The sequence below is a fragment of the Brevibacillus laterosporus genome (assembly GCF_030489605.1).
Classification (GTDB): domain Bacteria; phylum Bacillota; class Bacilli; order Brevibacillales; family Brevibacillaceae; genus Brevibacillus_B; species Brevibacillus_B laterosporus_E.
On sequence record NZ_JAUKFY010000006.1, the window covers coordinates 17,572 to 38,084 of the forward strand.

Annotated in this window: 5 protein-coding genes and 1 pseudogene; 1 reads left to right on the forward strand and 5 read right to left on the reverse strand. The window is 39.4% G+C overall.

Annotated elements, in window-relative coordinates; genetic code table 11:
- Positions 1 to 73 precede the first annotated feature (73 nt).
- The 3 genes from QZ995_RS08755 to QZ995_RS08765 form a co-directional block, all read right to left on the reverse strand.
- On the reverse strand, positions 74 to 10,840 hold the full coding sequence (locus QZ995_RS08755) for a non-ribosomal peptide synthetase (RefSeq protein ID WP_301805638.1): 10,767 nt from the start codon (positions 10,838 to 10,840) through the stop codon (positions 74 to 76).
- Between the two features lie 97 nt (positions 10,841 to 10,937).
- Positions 10,938 to 14,165 (reverse strand): amino acid adenylation domain-containing protein, encoded by a 3,228-nt coding sequence (locus QZ995_RS08760; RefSeq protein ID WP_301805954.1) that lies wholly within the window; start codon positions 14,163 to 14,165, stop codon positions 10,938 to 10,940.
- 585 nt (positions 14,166 to 14,750) lie between these two features.
- Complete coding sequence (locus QZ995_RS08765) at positions 14,751 to 15,767, reverse strand: NADP-dependent oxidoreductase (protein WP_301805641.1); 1,017 nt, start codon at positions 15,765 to 15,767, stop codon at positions 14,751 to 14,753.
- A gap of 176 nt (positions 15,768 to 15,943) precedes the next feature.
- On the opposite strand from QZ995_RS08765, the gene QZ995_RS08770 reads away from it, so the two are divergent.
- The gene (locus tag QZ995_RS08770) at positions 15,944 to 16,621 is read left to right on the forward strand and encodes a TetR/AcrR family transcriptional regulator (RefSeq protein WP_301805642.1); all 678 of its coding nucleotides are present in this window, start codon (positions 15,944 to 15,946) and stop codon (positions 16,619 to 16,621) included.
- 270 nt (positions 16,622 to 16,891) lie between these two features.
- On the opposite strand, the pseudogene QZ995_RS08775 reads toward QZ995_RS08770, so the two are convergent.
- Positions 16,892 to 19,589: pseudogene (locus QZ995_RS08775) on the reverse strand (cytochrome P450).
- Between the two features lie 67 nt (positions 19,590 to 19,656).
- Positions 19,657 to 20,229, reverse strand: a complete 573-nt coding sequence (locus QZ995_RS08780) for a TetR/AcrR family transcriptional regulator (protein ID WP_301805644.1) — start codon at positions 20,227 to 20,229, stop codon at positions 19,657 to 19,659.
- Positions 20,230 to 20,513: the final 284 nt, after the last annotated feature.

Consider the following 20,513-nt stretch of genomic DNA (forward strand, 5'->3'; position numbering starts at 1 on the left):
AAAAAGGTTGTTCCTCCAGCGAAACCATAGCCCGTGATCCTCTATTGGAGGAACAATCGCATGAATCATGTGTTTAAATAAGCTCAAGTATGTTTTCTAAATCTTCAAACGAAAGATCATCATCACCCAAATCGCTTGGGGTTAATTCTCCTCCTTCCTTGGACATGCAATGCTCAATGATTATTAGCAAATACTTTTTGTAGGTTTCTGCTAATGTCGCAATTGTCTCTTCTTTGTATTGGAGCTGATTGTAGCCGATACTAATTTGTAACTTTCGTCCTTCAACAACAGATGAAATATCTAATAAAAATGGTCTTTCGGATTCCGGACTAAACAAATTTCCTGTATTGGCTTGCGAAAGTGCAAATACACCTTCTTTTACATCAGAATCAAATTGGCCTAAATAATTAAAGCTGACCTCTGGTTGTAAACCAAACGATAGGGAAGGTCGCAATTCCTTAATCGTGAGATAACGCAGGATGTCATATCCGATCCCTTTATTTGGTACATGCCGCAGGTTTTCCTTTACACGCTTAATGTGAAGGGAAATGTCCTCTGACTCGTCCAGGTCTAATACAACTGGATATTGGGAGGTAAACCAGCCTACTGTTCTAGAAATATTCATATCATTTCCAATATCCTCGCGTCCGTGGCCCTCTAGGTTAAGAATCATCTGATTGGTATCAGCCCAGTCCTTAAAGGCTAATCCTACTGCTGTCAGTAAAATATCATTAACCTCAGTGTGATACGCGTGATTTACATTCCTTAATAGATTCTCTGTTTGTTCGCTCGTAAGCTCAGTTTTTAGAAGCTGGGTGTTCTTTTGAGTATTTTCTACTTCGTTAAAGTCTCTTGGGAGCATCGTCATCTTTGCTGTTTTCTCTAGCTTCTCCCAGTACTCCATTTCTTTGACAATTGCTTCACTATTCGCATATTTTTGCATTTGAATCGCCCAGTCTTTCACTGAATCTGTTTTATCTGGCAATGTAATTTCCTGATGCAAAAGTGCCTGCGAATAGGCGGTAGAGAAGTCTTCGAACAAAATTCTCCAGGATACACCGTCAATCACCAAATGATGGATAACAATTAGCAAATAATCTCCTGTGCTTGTATGAAAAATTGCTGCTTTCACCAATGGACCTTCTGCAAGATCAATGCTGCTTTGAATCTCGTTGGATAACTCCAAGATTTTACTGTCTACATTGATCTCTTCTGCCAAGTCAAACCTGTAAAGATCAAATAAACGATCCTCAATGCCCCGATTCCATTGAATAATTTTGTTATTCTTGCGTTTATAAACCATACGTAAGGCATCGTGATGTTCTACCATTTTTTGGAATGCGAGTGTTACTGCCTCTTGATCAAAGCCGTTTTCCCTGTGAAGCATAACAGCTTGATTCCATTGATGCATATCCGTAAATTGATTTGTAAAGAACCAACTCTGGATCGGCGTCAGCTCTATTTCTCCTTCTACTACACCCTGATCGCTTTTTTTACGATTAGGTGTTACATAAGAAATGACATGCTCGATGGCTGGATTTTGGAACAAATCTTTCATTTCTAATTTCCAACCAGCAGTAGTCAGACGAGTCAGCACTTGAATGGCCTTAATTGAGTCTCCGCCTAATTCAAAGAAATTGTCTCGAATTCCAATTTTCTCAATACCTAAAACGTCTTGCCAAATCTCTGTTACCAATTGCTCTAATTCGTTTCGGGGAGCGTCGTATGCTTTTCCTGTATCAGAATTTTCATTTGGTTTTGGCAATGCTCTGCGGTCAATCTTATCGTTTGGTGTCAGCGGTATTTTATCAAGCTGTATAAAATAGGATGGAATCATATAACTGGGCAAATCATCCGCTAGGTATCCTCTGATCTCGGCTACTGACACTGCTTCGTCAGAAACTAAATAGGCACATAAATAAGATTGTCCTTGCTCATCCTCAAGCGCCAATACTGCTGCTTCTTTGATCTGATGATGCAATAACAGAAGACTTTCGATCTCACCGATCTCTACTCGATGGCCACGTATCTTCACCTGATGATCGATTCTGCCAAGATACTCGATGGTGCCATCGGGAAGCCATCGTGCTAAATCCCCTGTTTTGTACATTTTTTGACTTGGGTTAAAAGGGTTCATAACAAATTTCTCAGCAGTTAGTTCTGGTCGGTTCCAATATCCTCTGGCTAGACCTACACCTGCTACACACATTTCTCCTGCTATACCAATGCCCTGTAGTTGATGGCGCTGATTTAGAATATAGACTTGCGCATTTTGAACAGGGGCACCTATCGGAACAGACTGGGTAATGCTTGATCCCTCAGATGCTTTCCAGTACGTAGCACAAATAGATGTTTCAGTAGGGCCATACGCATTGATATAAGTTGCCTTGGATTTCCATTTATTTACAAGACTAAACGATGTGGCAGAACCTGCCGTGATCAGTATTCGTAATGTAGAAAGATGTTCTGGATTAAGATGGATAGCATACGTTGGAGGTAAGGTAAGAACTGAAATCCTTTGTTGGTTCAGATATTCCTCGAATTTAACAAAATCGTTAATAGTATCTCTTGAAATGATAACGAGCCTTGCCCCGGTTAATAAAGCCATGAACATTTCCCAAACAGAGGCATCAAATGACTGGCTGGCAAACTGACCGATATGATCTTTTGGATTTACGCCCAAGTTATCTTCAAAGAACGTTTTTAAGTTTGTTATTCCAGTGTGCTCTAACATAACCCCTTTAGGTTTTCCTGTTGTACCAGAGGTATAAATCACATAGGCTAGATCGGTTGGTTGACTGATAGAAACTAGGTTTGTTGAAGCAATGGTAGCTGGAAGCTGTGAGGTTACATTGATAAATTCTGCATCTGAATCCACACAGTTCATCAAATGAGGCTGCGCAAGCACCCATCTAGTCCGGCTATCTTCTATCATGTACCGTATCCGATCCTTTGGATAATCTGGGTCTATTGGTAAGAAGGCCGCGCCTGATTTTAAAATCGCTAAGGTACCTATCGCCATGTCTAGAGATCGTTCAACCATGATTCCCACTAATTGATTGGGTTGTACGCCCCTTTCTCGGAGTAGCCTTGCAAGCTGATTCGCTTTAGCGTTTAATTCCTGATACGTTAATTGGGTCTGTTCATAAACAACAGCTATTTCAAGCGGATGCTTTTCTGCTTGTTCTTCAAACAATTGATGAATCGTTTGATCAGATGCGAACTCGGTTGAATTGTTATTAAATTGAACTAACAAAAGTTGTTTTTCCTCTTCAGATAGCATGTCAATTTCAGACAAGATAATCTCTGTGTTAGCAATAATTGTCCGTATAATTTGAAGAAAATGGCCTGCCATTCTCTCAACGGTCTTTTGATTAAATAGCTTTGTGCTATATTCAATGCGGAATACAATCTCGTCTGGTCCTTCCGTCATATGAAACGCCATATCAAATTTTGATACTCCAAGGGTATCCCCTTGTTCATATGGGCGCATCACAAGTTGATCAAAGACTCTTGTTTCCACATCGCCATTTTGAAGAATAAACATCGTATCAAAAAGTGGATTTCTGCTTGGGTCTCTTTCCAATTCCAATTTCTCTACGAGCTCATCAAATGGATAATCCTGATTTTCATAGGCCTCAAGGGCATTCTGTCTTACTTCTTTAAGAAAATCTTTAAAGGTTTTATTCCCTACCGGCTTATTTCTCATCGCCAGTGTATTAACAAACATCCCAACCACATTTTCTGCATCGGCATGTGATCGACCGGCAACAGGGGTGCCAACAATAACATCCTCCTGCTGAGAATACTTGGAGAGTAGAACATTATACGCTGCTAACAAAACCATATAACGCGTTGTACCTGCACCAGCCGCTACCTTTTGCAGACCATCAAATATCTCTTTTCCAATTCTCATTATGAACTGATCGCCATCGAAGCTTTTTACCGCTGGTCTGGTATAATCTGTTGGTAAATTTACTACAGGTATCTCGCCGGCAAACATCTTCAACCAATATTCTTCTTGTTTTTTTATAGCGTCCGTTAAGAAAAATTCATTTTGCCAAAGGGAGAAGTCTTTATATGTTATGGGTAGTGGAGGAAGCTGTTTGCCCTCATAAATGTCAGCAACCTCTCTCAGAATAATTCCAATCGACGTACCATCTGAAGCGATATGGTGAACATCGAACAGAAACAAATGTCGTTTTTCTTCTAGCTTGACTAGACGGCTTCTACATAGCGGAGGGACAGCAAGATCGAATGGTCTTACAAACGATCGGAAATTTCTGATTATTTTCTTTTGTTGAACTTGCATGTACTCGATGTCAAACTCGACGTGCTCCTCGATGCTCTGAACGATTTGATCTTTCACCACCCGATAACTAGTTCTCAGGCTCTCATGCCGGTTCATTACTTCTTGCAATGCCCGTTTGAAGCGATCCTTATCTAAAGCTCCTTCAATTATCATCATTCCGGGCATATTGTAGCTAATGCCTGCCCCCTCAAGCTGATGAAGAACGTACATCCGTTTCTGAGCTGACGACACAGTGTAGTAATCTTGATGAGAAACAGTTGGAATAGGTGTGTAAAGCTGTTTTTCAGATAAAGAGATATACTCTGAAAGAGCTTCAATTATTTGAGCCTCAAAAAAGATTTGTAAAGATAGCTCCATTTGAAACGCTTTATGGACCTGTGTGATCACCGACATTGCTTTCAGTGAGTCACCGCCCAATTCAAAAAAATTATCTTTAATCCCTATCTTTTCAATCCCTAGAACAGTTTGCCAGATTTCTACTAGTGATTGATCTGTCTTGTTTCGCGGGGCATCATATGATCTTCCTGTATCCTGATTTTTATCAGGCTCGGGTAAAGCCTTACGATCAATCTTATCGTTTGGAGTTAACGGCATTTTATCTAGTTGCACAAAATATGACGGGATCATATAGTTTGGTAATTTATTTGCTACATACTGCCTTACCTCCGTAACGGAGACATTTTCCTTTGAAACGATATAGGCACATAAATAGGATTGTCCTTGATGATCATCAAGCGCTAGAACAACTGCCTCTTGGATCGCAGGATGCTGTAATAAAAGACTCTCGATTTCACCTAGCTCCACTCGATGTCCACGTATCTTCACCTGATGATCGATTCTACCAAGATACTCGATGGTACCATCGGGAAGCCATCTTGCTAAATCTCCGGTTTTATACATTTTTTTACCGGGTATAAATGGGTTATCCACAAATTTTTCAGCAGTTAGTTCTGGTCGATTCCAATATCCTCTCGCAAGCCCTACCCCACCGACGCACATCTCGCCTACCTCACCAATGCCCTGAAGCTGTAGAGATTGATCTACAATATAAACTTGAGTGTTTTGAATAGGAATACCAATCGGAACTGATGCTCCTTCACTCTCTGCTTTTGCCTTCCAATATGTCGCGCAAATAGAGGTTTCAGTCGGACCGTATCCATTGATGTAGTTCACCTTATCCTTCCATTTATCCACTAAGCCAAATGAGGTAGCAGAGCCTGCAGTGATAAGAGTACGTAGGGTTGGTAGACGTTTTGGCTCCAGATGAACGGCATAGGTTGGTGGTAAAGTAAGTACGGTAACCCCTTTGCGAGTAACATAATCCTCGAATCTCATAAAATCGGAAATTTTTTCTTTTGAAATGATCGCTAGTCTAGCACCTGCTGTTAGAGCCATGAACATTTCCCAAACAGAAGCATCAAATGAATGGCTAGCAAATTGGCCAATGCAATCCTGTTCATTGATGCCTAAGCTATTTTCAAAAAATGCTTGAAGGTTGGCTATACCAGTATGCTCTAGCATAACTCCTTTTGGTTTCCCTGTTGTGCCTGACGTATAAATCACATAGGCTAAATCAGTTGATTGGCTGTTAGAAGGAAGGTTAGTGCTAGCTAAACCATCTAAAATAGGTTCCGAGACATTAATATACTCAGCATCACATGCAACCTTGTTCATCAGATGGGGTTGGGCAATCACCAATTTTGTCTGACTATCCTCTATCATGTAACGAATACGATCTTCTGGATACTCAGGGTCAATAGGCAAGAAAGCTGCTCCTGATTTTAAAATCGCTAACGTGCCTATCACCATATCGAAAGACCGTTCAACCATAATGCCAACTAGTTGATTAGACCGAACGCCTTTTTGGCATAACAATCTTGCAAGCCGATTTGCTTTTTCATTTACTTCTTGATAGGTCAACTGATCCTGATCGAAAATAACGGCTACTTTTGTGGATCGCCTTTCTACCTGGTGTTCAAATAGTTGCTGGATCGTATGCTCCGAAGAAAAATCAGCTTGAGTATCATTAAATTGCTTGATCACTTGCTGTTTCTCGTCTTCTGTTAACATATTGATTGCGGACAGGCTAATCTCTGAATTCTGCACTACTGTACGGATGATTTGAAGCCAATGACCTGCCATTCTTTCAATTGTTTCTTTCTTATATAGACTCGTGGAATACTCGAGGCAGCACTTCCATTCATTTTTACCTTCACTGACCTCTAGAGAGACATCAAATTTAGCGTTCTTTCCTTTTGGCACATATGGGGTACATTTTAGTTCGTCTAATTCAAAAATGTTATGCTCCGTGTTTTGCAGAATAAACATGGTATCAAACAATGGATTTCGGCTTACATCCCTCGGGAGCTTCATTTTTTCTACCAGAAGCTCAAACGGATAATCAGCATTTTCAAAAGCAAGCAAAGCATTATTTTTTACATCCGCAAGGAACTCGGAGAATGTTTTGCTGCCTGCAGGTTTATTTCTCATCACCAATGTATTGACAAACATGCCCAACAGATTTTTCGTATCTGCATGCGATCTACCCGCTATTGGCGTTCCTATCATAATCTCTTCTTGATCTGAATATTTCGAAAGCAAAACATTGTAAGTCGCTAGCAAGACCATGTAGAGAGTTGTTTGCGTCTCTTGAGCAATTCGGTACAAGCCATCTACAAGCTCCTTTTCCATTTCAAAAGAGTAGCGATCACCTTCAAAGCTTTGAATCGTAGGTCTCGGATAATCAGTCGGTAAATTCAAAGGTGTTACTTCTCCTGAAAATGCAGTCAACCAGTAATCTTCTTGCTTTTTAAAAGCTTCCGTTTGGAAGAAATCCTTTTCCCAAACAGCATAATCCTTATATTGGATTCGTTGCTCAGGAAGTGTTTCATCTTGATATAATTTGGTTAATTCATTTATAAAGATATTTGCAGATACACCATCTGAAATAATATGATGCATATCCACAAGTAAATAATGGCGCTGTTCCGTCACCTTCACTAGACCTACTCGAATTAACGGAGCGGATTCAAGAGTGAACGGCTGAATAAATCCCTCAATCAAAAGATCAATCTGCTCTTCTTTTGACTCCAAAAACATTACTTTCAAATTGACAGTTGGATTTATTCGTTGGACAGATTCGCCATTTACGGTATGAAAAGAAGTCCGCAGAATTTCATGACGATCTACTAATCTCTCAACTGCCCATTCAAGACGTTTATATTGTAGAGGCCCCTCTATCATCATGACGGTTGGAATATTGTACCCCGTACCTTCCTTTGAGAGCTGGTGTAAAATAATCATGCGCTTTTGTGCAGATGATACTGGATAAGATTCCCTGACTGAAACTGGTGATATAGAAATATACTTCTCGTCTCCCTCTTTACCGCCAGCTTCCAAATATCTAGCAAAAGCTTGGATCGTTGGAGCTTTAAACAATATTCGTAACGGAAGATCAATCCCACACTCTTTCTGGATGAGTGAGATAAGACTCATTGCCTTTAAAGAATGGCCACCGAGTGAAAAGAAATGATCATGGATGCCAATCCTGGGAACACCTAGTACGCCCTGCCAAATAAGAGCAAGCTTTTGTTCTAATTCAGTGGATGGAGCTACATAGGCTACACCTGCCCCAATCGTTCCCTCAGCTTTTGGCAAGGATCTTCTATCAATCTTTCCGTTAGGAGTTAGAGGAATTTTATCTACTGACACAAAGAATGAAGGAATCATATAGTCGGGAAGAGTTTTCCCCATGTAGTTGCGCAGATCCGTATCACTTACTTCTTTGCTTAAAACAATATACGCGACTACATGCTTTGTCTGTTTTTCATCCATTTGATCCATGACAACCGCTTCTTTAATATCCTTATGATTAAGCAGGTGTGACTCGATTTCGCCAAGCTCGATCCGATGGCCGCGTATTTTTACTTGCTGATCGATTCGGCCTAAATATTCAATAGTACCGTCTGGCAGCCAACGTGCTAAATCTCCCGTTCGATACATCCTTTCATTTGGTTTAAAAGGATTCGCACTAAATTTTTCAGCTGTCAGCTCCGAATTATGAATATATCCTCGGCCTACATTGGCACCTGATATAAATAATTCCCCTGCAATACCGTGCGGCTGAGGTTTTTTATCTTTATCTAAAATATAAATGCCAGTGTTTGAGATTGGTTTACCAATCGACGGGATTTCAGGAATTTCATGGCTAGGATCAATCGTAAAGGTTGTTACAACATGGGTTTCTGAAGGCCCATAATGATTATGCAAATATACCTGATTGTTACGTAAATATCGCTTCAGCTCATTAGTCACCACTAATTGCTCACCGGCTGTTATAATATGCTTCACACAAGCCGGAAAAATCTTAGAAAAGCTTTTATCGTTAAAAATGAATTTTAAAAAGGCGCCAGGCAGAGATAAAATACTTATTTTTTCCCGTTCAATGAAGGTGAACATCTTCTCTACATTACGTCTTGTATCTTCCGTAATGAGATACAGCTCTCCCCCGCTTAATAAGGCAGAGAATATTTCCTGATAGCATACATCAAAACTGCAGGTCGTATATTGTAATACCTTCTCCCTGTACGCAATATTGGTTTTTGCAAAGCTAAATTGCATTAAGTTAACCATATTCTTATGTTCTAGCATTACCCCTTTTGGTTTACCTGTCGTCCCAGATGTGTAGATTATATAAAACAGATCATGCGAGGAATTCAGGTTTTCAACATCATCCATGCTTTCTGACCAAATGCTACTATGCTGGATATCCACTATTTCTATTGAAGAAGGGTTTTTATGCATGAGATGTTGCTGTGTCAGAAGGATTTGCACGCCGCTGTGTTCCAGCATATAGCTAATTCTTTCGGCTGGATAGGCAGGATCAATCGGTACAAATGCTCCTCCCGCCTTTAGAATTCCTAGTATGCCTATAATCATTTCGATCGATCGATCCATCATAAGTCCGACAAGCCGATCCGGCCCAATTCCCTTGTTTCTCAAAAATCTAGCTATTTGGTTTGATTTGGCATCTAGCTGTCTATATGTGAGGTGTTTATTTTCCAAAACAACAGCAATTTGATCAGGTGTTTTCTGTGCTTGTTCTGCAAACAACTCATGAATGGTCTTATCTGGATACGGAGTCTCTGTGTCATTTAACTCAACAACTACATGCTGGTATTCCTCCTGCGTGAGCATCGTAATATCCTTTACAGCCACATTTGGATTATTTGCCACGCATGCAACTATTTGTTTCAAATGACTTTCAACTTTTTTCATAAACGCCGCAGTGAAAACGAAAGCATTATAATCTAAGCGAACTTGGAGTTCTTCTTTTGGCTGAACCATAATGGTTAAATCATAATTGGTTGGCTCAAACATCTCGACCGAAACAACCGAAAAGCCAATCTTTTGCATGATACTGTTCTTTTTCAATTCTTCCATTAATGGATAATTTTCAATAACAACAATGTGATCAAACAGGTTTTGTTTTAATTCAGATTGATTTTGAATCTCATAGAGAGGAACATGTTCATACTGCTGGAAGCTTAGCGTTCTTTGATGAACATCTTTTATTACTTCACTAAAAGCTTGCTCTGCACTTGTTTGAACGCGCAAAGGAAGAGTATTTATGAATAAACCAACCATTCTCTCGATTCCTTGTAAATTAGTTGGACGACCCGACACAACTGAGCCGAAAATTACATCGTTCGATGAATTATACCTTTGAAGAGCTAGTCCCCAAATGGTCTGAAAAACAACAGGCAGGGTCACCTGATTATTTTTAGCGATTTGCTGTAGCTGCTGCGTTAGCGTCCGATCAAATGAAAAATGATATTGCTTTGGCAAAAACTCTGTCTTTTCTCCAAAAGAACCATTTTTCGGCAATACAGCTTGATGCTCATAATCTTTTACATATTCCGCCCAATACTGAAGCGATGTCTCTTGATCTTGTTTCTCCAACCATGCAATAAAGGTGCTGTATGCTTGTACTGGTTGAAGTGACAAAGGCTTATTTTCGACGAAAGAATAATATATCTGGATGAGTTCATCAAAGATAATACTGAAGCACCAGCCATCCATAATAATATGATGAAAGCTCCAAATGACCTGATACTCATTTTCCTGCATTTGCAGGATGATCACCCTCATGAGAGGATCTTTGGTTATATGAAACGTAGCTTCTTGATCTTTTCTTTTTATTTGATCCGCTTGTTCCATTTTTGTCCGCTCATCAAAGGAACTCAAATTATGAAATTGAATCGGTATGGCACGTTCCTTCAAAACGACTTGGACTGGCTTCTTCATTTTCTCATGCAAAAATGTTGTTCGAAATACGTCATATCTAGTTACCAGCATTTGCAAACTCTTTGCAAACAAGTCAACATCCATTTTTCCTTGAATGTGGATCGTCATCTGTACCAAATGAGAGTTATTATCTCCGTTTAGTAGGGAATGAAACAACATCCCTTCTTGCATAGGAGACAGTACATACATGTCCTGAACCAGTTCTCTCCTGAAAGTACTCACCCAAGCATTCCTCATTTCTATTTTTTACTTTTATCGAAAAAATAACAGTATAAAGGTGTAAGTATCCCTAGCTCCATTAGTCATTTATCCTTAGGGATTACTTCAAGGATTCTTCTAGTAAACCAAAAATATCATCCACATCTTCCGGTTCAAGACCTTTTATACTAAAATCACTTGGGGTGCGTTCTGTTTCCTCCTTCCCCATACAGTGTTTAATCAATCGCAGAAGGTGATATTTGTATCTATCGCCAAGCTGTTTAATCGACTCTTCCTTATATTGTTGGTCACTATATGAAAAGGATAGATTCAGCCTGCCTTTCTCAATCACCCCAGTGATATGTAAAACCATATTGCTTTCCATTTCCGGACTGATATTGTTTTTCCCATCCGCACCAAGAGAATTTCCCTGACTGTATGGCGAACGGGTAAAACCTTGACCCACCAGATCAGAATCGAATTGTCCTAGATAATTGAAAGTAATCTGAGGTTGAAGAGAGAAGGAAAGAGCAGTTTTTATTTCCTTTGCTGTTTTATATTTTAAAATTTCATAGCCTATCCCTTTGTTCGGAATCTTCCGCAAATTCTCTTTAACCATCTTTATGTGATAAGACAAATCGTCTGATTTATTCATTTTTAATAGAACAGGATATTGACAAGTAAACCAACCCACTGTTCGTGCTATATTAGCTTGCTCGATAATGTCCTCTCGTCCGTGTCCCTCTACATTTATGAGGATTTGATCTGCCTTAGCCCATTTTAGAAGAGCAAGACTTAACGCAGATAGTAAAATATCATTTATTTCTGTTTGATAGGCATGATTCACGTTTTTTAATAAATGATCCGTATCTTCCACTGACAGTTCCATTTTCATATGCTGGATACTATTTTGTTTGACTAAGGAATTCTCAAAATCTTTGAGGAGAATGGTAGGTTTTGCAATAGATTCGAGCTCTTGCCAATAAGGAATTTCATTGCAAAGCTCCTTACTATTAGCATATTTCTCAATACCCAATGACCAATCCTTGAATGAATCCGTTTTTTCGGGTAAAGCTATCTCTTTTGACTCCAATACTTGTGCATAGGCCGTATTAATATCTTCAAATAATATTCGCCACGAAATACCATCTACTACCAAATGATGAATAGCAATAAATAAGTGGTCACCCTTTTGAGTATGAAATAATCCGAGCTTAACTAATGGACCTTTATTTAGATTTATTTGGCTCTGTAAACGATAGGATTCCTCATAGATAGCTTGCTGCACATCTTGATTAGATCGTAGGTCGAATGTAAAAAAGTCGTATTGTGAATCTGTTTTCCCTCGATTAATCTGATTAATCCTTCCATTTACTTGCCTATATACCATCCGAAGAGCATCATGATGATCCAGAATTTTGTCAAATACCTTTCGAATGAGCATTTCATCAATTCCATTCGGGTGAGAAAGCATATATGATTGGTTATAATGATGCATGTTAGTAAATTGTTGATCAAAGAACCATTGCTGAATAGGAGTTAATCCTACCTCTCCCTCGACAATGCCTTGCTCACTCTTTTTAGTTGTTTGCTTTAAAAGGGGAACAATTTCCTTAATGGTTGGATGCTTGAGTAAATCCTTTGTTTCCAGCTTTAGCTGATAGGCATACAATCGAGCAGCTACTTGGATCGCTTTAATAGAATCACCTCCAAGAGCATAAAAGTTATCATGAATACCAACTCGATCATTGCCTAATACACTCTGCCAAATCTTTGCAAGGATGGCTTCGATTTCAGTAGTCGGTGCTTCAAATTCTGTTGTTTCAAGTAGATAGGTATGTGGTTCAGGCAAGGCTTTTCGATCGATTTTATCATTAGGAGTTAGCGGCATCTTATCCAAGCGTACAAAATAGGAAGGAATCATATACACGGGTAGCTCTTTTGCAACATGCTCTCTTAGCTCAGCAGTTGAGACTTGCTCTGTTTCGACAAAATAAGCGCATAAATATGCTTGTTCCAGCTCATCTTTCTTAGCAATGACAGCGGCTTCTTTTATCTTGTGATACCGTAATAAAACAGTTTCCACCTCTCCCAATTCCACTCGGTGTCCCCTAATTTTTACTTGATGATCCATACGTCCTATATACTCAATGGTCCCGTCTGAACGCCGTTTCGCCAAATCCCCTGTTTTGTACAATTTTTCACCAGATAGAAATGGATGAGTAATAAATTTCTCAGTAGTTAATTCTGGACGATTCCAATAGCCTCTTGCTAGCCCCATCCCACTGATACATAGTTCACCAATTTCTCCAAATGGCACTTCTTCTAGATTTTGATTTAGAATATAAATCTGTGTATTTTGAATAGGTGAACCAATGGGAACTGACTGCTGATCTGCGTCTTCTGTTTTTGCGATCCAGGTGGAGGCGCAAATACTCGATTCGGTTGGACCATATGCATTCATGTAGGTTACTTTATCTTTCCATTTATTTATTAGGGGAAAAGAGGTGGCTGAACCTGCTGTGATGAGTTTACGCAAATATAAAATGCGCTCTGGATTCAAATGAATAAGATACGTAGGTGGCAATGTGATAATCGAAATTTTATGCTGGTTCATAAATGTTTCAAAGCTTACAAAATCGTTTATCGTATCCTTAGAAATCATATATAAGCTGGCACCTGTCAGCAATGCCATAAAGAACTCTGATACAGACGCATCAAAGGAGATGCTGGCAAATTGCCCAACTCGGTCGTTAGGTGTGATTTCAAGTATTTTTCGGAAATAATCAATTAGGTTTACAATACCTTTATGCTCCAGCATGGTTCCCTTTGGACTACCTGTTGTACCAGATGTATAAATCACATAAGCTAAATCCGTACTCTTGCAGTCCAAATTAAGATTTAATTCAGCTTGCATCATAATTGCTGGATCTTCAAAAGTAATAACTTGACCTTGAAAATCAGCTTCACGGATAAGATCAACAAGAGAATGCTGGGTTAAAACTATTTTGGTTCCACTATCTTTTAGCATGTATTGAATTCTCTCTTGCGGATATTCAATGTCGATCGGGACATACGCTCCCCCAGCTTTTAAAATTGCTAAAATACTAATAACCATTTCTATTGATCGATCCATGAAAATACCAACAATTTGATCAGTCTGAACGCCTTTTTCAACCAATAATCGTGCGAGCTGATTTGCTTTGGAGTTAAGCTCTTGATAGGTAAGCTTTTCTTGTTTTAGGATAATGGCAGGATTGTCTGGGGTTTTTTCAGCTTGAATTTCAAAAAGCTGATGAATTGTCTTTTCAAATAGATAGGGTGTTGTGAGCGAATGACTGTGCATCATCACAGTTTAACCTCCCGTTATAAATACTTCTTTTTTATACATCCGTGCCGATGATATGTAGCATCTAACACCCCCTTCTATTCATAGTTTTTACCCTGTTGGACCTTACTTTTTATAAAAGCAGAACAAAAGGAATTTGGATCGTAATTATCGTAAACAAGGAGTTTTTCATAGAGGAAAAAGAGTCTTTGGTCTTGGAGGTTATAAAAGGTCTCACTATCTTATACAAAGAGAACATATTGTATTATCAAGCTACAACCTTATTTATACTATAGCGGGCAGATCAACATCAAACATCAATTTTTTGTAATTTTGTCCTAAATTTTCATATAAATCTTTAGGACTACAGCCATAACATACAAATTAGCTTTATTTTACAAATGTTTATCTTGGATTAAATTTACAATAAGTTACATAAAATTACAATATCAAAAATTAAATTCATTCTTATAATATAAAAGATTTATTATCTTTATATTTTGAGTTAGATTACAGGTTCCATGATTACTGACTAAAAAACCAGACCTTCTATTGAAAGTCTGGTTTTTTATGACAGATATAAGCTTTGATTCGAATATTACTTTTTTAACAATCAGAAACCTTTACCAATTGCTTACCAGTGTTCTCTCCAGTAAATAACCCAAGGAAAGCTTCAGGTACATTCTCCAAACCTTCTATAATATTTTCGGAAAACTTAATTTTTCCTTCCTTGATCCACTGGGCCATCTGTGTCATTCCCTCATGATAACGCTCTGTGTATTGAGTAACCAAAAAGCCTTTCATAGTAGCTGTTTTCTTGAGAAGCTGCACCTGAACTCTAGGTCCGATATCCTGTTTCTCTGAGTTGTAGAGAGATATCTGACCGCAGAGAGGAATTCGCGCTCCCTGATTAATCAAGCTCAGAACCGCATCTGATATCGGACCACCCACATTATCAAAATAAACGTCTACCCCGTTTGGGCAAGCTTTTTCTAATGCTAGTTGCATATTTGGTGTTGTTTTATAGTTAATCGCTGCATCAAATCCGAGCTCTTCTGTTACATACTTAACTTTTTCATCAGAGCCAGCAATCCCTACAACACGTGCCCCCTTGATTTTTGCTATTTGCCCGACAAGCATTCCCACCGCTCCTGCAGCTCCTGAAACAACAACGGTTTCCCCTGCCTGTGGTTGGCCTATGTCCAATAGACCAAAATAAGCGGTCATTCCTGGCATTCCAAGGACACCCAATGCGGTTGTAATTGGTGCAAGATTTGGATCGATTTTTTGTACTTGTCCAGCATCAGCCACGGAGTAATTTTGCCATCCTAATAGACCAAGAACAACATCCCCGACTTGAAATTCTGGGGATTTCGTTTCTACCACTTCTCCAATAACTCCACCTGTTATCACTTCATTTAGCTGAAATGGGGGGATATAAGATTTTTGATCATTCATTCGCCCCCTCATATAAGGATCAACAGATAGGTATAGAGTACGTATTAATAGCTGATTGTCATTTACTTCGGGAATCGAGGATTTGATGAAGGTGAAATTATCTCTTGTTGGAACACCAACTGGCCGACTAGAAAGTAAAATCTGATTATTAACTACTTCATTCATTGAAATAACCTCCCTGCTTTTTAGTAAACGTTATCTTTGCAATCTTATATTATCATACAAAATGAATTAATTAAACTTTTTTCGTATATTTCGTTTAATTAAATAGCAGTTAGATGTTTAATTCTCTAACTTTGCGTTATAATGTAGTTTGATGTTTTAGATTGGGAGGCATTGAAGTGACAAACACTCGCGGCAGATCACGTAAAAATGAGCAAGAGACGAAAAAGGAATTGATTATTCGTTTACTTCCCTTTCTTAAAAAGCAAGGGATCAGCTCTTTGAAAATGGAAGATATAGCAAAATATATGGATATAAGCAAAGCAACGATGTATAAATATTTTTCTTCCCGAACAGAAATCTTAGAAGACACAGTAGAAGTGTACGTTGACTATATCCTTGAGAACCTTCATGAGTTATCTGATAATGAATCCGCTTCTTTCGTACGTCGCTTCCAAAAGGTTTTTGAAAACTCGGTGGTATTAGCTATTTTTTTATCAGATTTATTATTACAGGAACTAAAAAGCATGTATCCTCATTTGTACCTGCGAATTGTTGACGCGCAAAAAGCTCGTAACGATCATATCAAAGCATTTTATGAAGCAGGTCATAGAGAAGGTGTATTCCTTTCCGTTAATCCTTCTTTATTAATTGCTCAGGACGAGCTACTCCTGCCGAGCTTACTTAGTCCTGTTTTTTTGATCCAAAATCATATGACTTTAGAACAAGCCTTATTTGATTACTATCAGATGAAAAAGCATCAACTGCTCAAACCTGAGGTTATTCCTGACGTAGATGACTCATTCATTCCAATGCAGGTAGGGCAATGCATTCAAAAAATAACATGGACAGAGTAGCTCTGGTAAGCGTTTGAGCTACATTGCAGATCAGACTAACTGTGCTCAACTGTGCCTATTGCATATAGGATATTCGTTGGTCTTTCCAAAAAGTAGTCAAATCCTACCTCTGCATAAACAAAAAACCAGTCAAATAACACAATGTAACGTGTTGGACTGGTTTTTTGTATGTTTACCTTTTGTTTATGTGAATTGGATAACCCAGTTAGCAAGATTTCACTTCTTTTCAGACTATTAAATCCTGTTTTTGAATGTTTCGGGAGTTGAATATCAAGACTCAGGTGCACTGATGAACATCATAATTTTCTCTTCAGGGCGGCAATTAGCTAAGTAATTATCGAGCATTCCCAGATGTTTTTTATATTCCCTTTCTACAGAATCAGCTCCTACCATAATCCTAGCCTGATTGGGACTGATTTTTTGGAGAACTCGATATCGTATAATATTTCGGCTGAAGAGGGGGCAACAGCTCGATAAATCTTTCGAAAGGCATCTCGCAGGCTTCATATTTTTCAAGCAGTTCTAGCATTGACATACCCTTCTTCTCTACCTGCTGTTCGTAGGCAGCATCATTTAGCAAAGCCTCTATTTCACGTTTATGTGGAGGACAAACCGTGTAAGATGCAAGCTCACGTAGCTGTGCATGAGTCACGGTTGCTTGCAGATCTATATTTTGACTCAGCAAATCATAAAGTCGTATTGGCCGATCCAGCGGAAGATGAGCTGTAGTACGTCCATCTCCCCTCAAAATCAAGTAATCGTTTCCGTCCAAGCCAAAGCGTCTTAGAATTCGTTCGACATGCTCCTTCCTATTTTTCGGCAGTACTCCGATGTGATCACCCTCCTGATAGCTAAGACCATCTGGCAGCGTGATTTCTATTTGCCAGATGCTTCGCCCGCAATTAGCACTCTCAAGTTCACAGTTTTCTTTTATATAGGCAAAGACAGCATTGTGCTTGAGAGCGAGCGGTACATCTGACAACTCATTCATAAATTGAATCGTAAGGGTTCCGTGATCTTTTTCCTCAAGGTTTTCCTGTAGAATAAAAGTCTCCATGACGTCAGACCACATTCGCTTCTGCCAGTCTTCCAGCTGTTTTTCGAAGTCTTTGCTAGTGTCAGCTTCGCCACGCAACGAAAGCCTTTTCGCTCCTTTTAAAGTAAGCTGCTCATCAATAAATCTTGGGACGTCTTGATACGTATTTGCCCAATTGCGGTCGCCACATCCGAAAACTGCATACGCAACTCCTTGAAGGGCACCTGCCTCTATTCCTTCCAGCCATTCCACGAATTTGCGGGCATTATTGGGAGGCTTTCCATTATAAGAAGCAGTAACGATCAGTACGACTCCCTCCTTCGGTAATTTTCCTAGCCAATCATCAAGCGGTGCCACATCACTTCTGATACCGAGCGAACCCGCAAAATTGGAAAGCTCTCGTGCGGTCCGCTCGGCTGTACCTAAATTTGATCCATAAAGTATTAATAAAGGCGCATGGCTGATCCTAGCCATGGATGATTTAATCTGATCCCATCGCCTGTCTGCCTCAGGTGTGATTACAGCCCCTACTTCTGGCTCTTGGACAGCTTGGTCTAGCTTTTGTTTCTTTCGCTGTTTGACACTTATGTAAAATTCTTCTGGTTTTATCGTTAATGTTTGTTGAATGCTTAATTGATAGTTCGTATGATCAATTAATTCAAAGTTCTGGAGAATCATACCTAGAACCAAAGTGGCTTCATGCAGTGCAAATTGCATCCCAATGCAAGCTCGTTGACCATTTCCAAAAGGTTTATAGGCATGATGGGGGACTTTTTCAGGGTCCTCAAATCGCTCGGGGCGGAATTCATCAGCATCATCTCCCCATGCATCTTTATCCCGATGAAGCTGAGGCAAGAGTAATGCAACAACTTCGCCTTTTTTTATTGCATACTTTCCTCCAATGATCGTGTCTTCTCGAGCGGTAAGTTCAAATCCCGGGGCTGTCGGCCATAAGCGTAAGGATTCCTGTAAAATCATACGAACATATGCAAGCTGTAGAACCTGCTGATACGAAGGAGATACACCGGTTAATACCCTATCCACTTCCTGATACGCTTTTTCTCGCACCTCTGGGTTTTTCAGCAAAAAATAGAAAGCAAACGATAATAAGCCGCTTGTTGTTTCATGTCCTGCTATTAAAAACGTGATGATTTGATACCGGATATTTTCGTCATCCAGCCTCTCTCCAGTTTGCGGGTCCTTCCCGTTAAGCATGCGGGAGAGCAAATCGGTTTCACCTTGATCACCATTTGCCTTTCGTTCCTCGATGATTTTGTCTACTAATGAAAACATCGTTTCAATATCCTGGGTAAACTGACGTCTGGTTCCCACCATCAGCATATTTTGAATTTTCAATCTTACGCTCTGATGCATCGCTTCTTGAAGTGCGCGAACCATACTGTTGATAAAAGGGCTGTGTGTTTCTCTATAAAAACTATTAAAGCGATAATTAAAGCCGCATAACCCTATCGTATCCAATGTAAGTCGAGTCATATCGCCAGGCACATCAATACTTTCATTAGGATTAAGACGCGCCCATTTTTGAATCAGTTGCAAGGCAATGTCTACCATCATCGAATGGTATCCTTTCATTGCTTGTTGGCTAAAAGCAGGAAGAAGGATATTATGGGCCTTTTGCCAATTAGGCTCCTTCATCCTGCTGGTAAATAAACCATCTCCAGCAAAGGCACGGACATTTTCTAAATCACCTGTAATATTTTTGAAGAAACGCGACTCGTCACAAACCTCAGCCACTAGCTTATGCCCAGAAATGACTAAGCTTGAATTTCCAGGAAGGGTTAATCGGTATATTGGACCGAACTCTTCTGCAAGTTTACAGAGTGAAAGTATCGGTGTATCTTTGTCTATCAAGGGGTAATTGCCAAGCGGACCATACGTTTTGGGTTGCGGAATATATCCTGCTTCTCTCATCACAAACATCCTTTCAGATTTATTCATGCGAAAGTTTTGTTGCCCTGCTACGTATCATCAAATCTGCTTATGATTTTTCTTGTTTAAAACCATGATAAAGTGTGTCTAAAAGAAGCGACGCGGCCGATCTTTTCGCAATATGACCTTCTTGAACCTGCTGCCACGTCATAAAAAGAAGCGAATTCAAAACATTCAAAATCCATTCGCTGTTCATATCTGCACGGAGGTAACCCTTGCGTTGCAATACCTGAATAGAGTGTCGAACAGGCTCCTTTACCTTCTCCTCAGCTTCAATCATTTCTTGACTGTAATACAGCGTTGACTCATGAGCAAGAAAATAAATCTTATCCCCTAGCGGAATTAACGCCTCAATCAATTGTGAAATATAGGATTCGATTTTTTCCTCGTCTAACGGAATTTGGTTTATCGTCTCTCTGACCACCTGGGAAGATCTTAATCCTAGTTGCAGTATTAATTGATCCCTATTTTCGATGTATCTGTGCAGAGTGGCAATGCCGATACCGGCGTATTCGGCAATTTCAATCAAAGATGCAGTTGGCTTTTCGACTAGTAATTCTGTAGCCGCATCCAAAATGGCATTAAGCCTAGCCTCCTTTGTCGCTGATCTGGCATTTTTCATCTTGTAGGCCCTTCTTTCTCCTTGATCAGTTCATTTTTTGATAGATAAAACTATCACTTGATAGAATAATACACCAATTATTATATAAATTCAACTTTTCTGATAAAATATTAATTTCACTACTTGACCTTTTTCTATAGGCTAAGCACAATCTTCCTGGTTGCATTGTGTTACAGATTTTTCTTCCAGCCGTCAGTTTCCTGATATTTTTCCCGATATAACCATGAACATCGGAGTGATTTCTCTCTAAAATGATGAAATTACCGGCATGCGAACATTTGTTC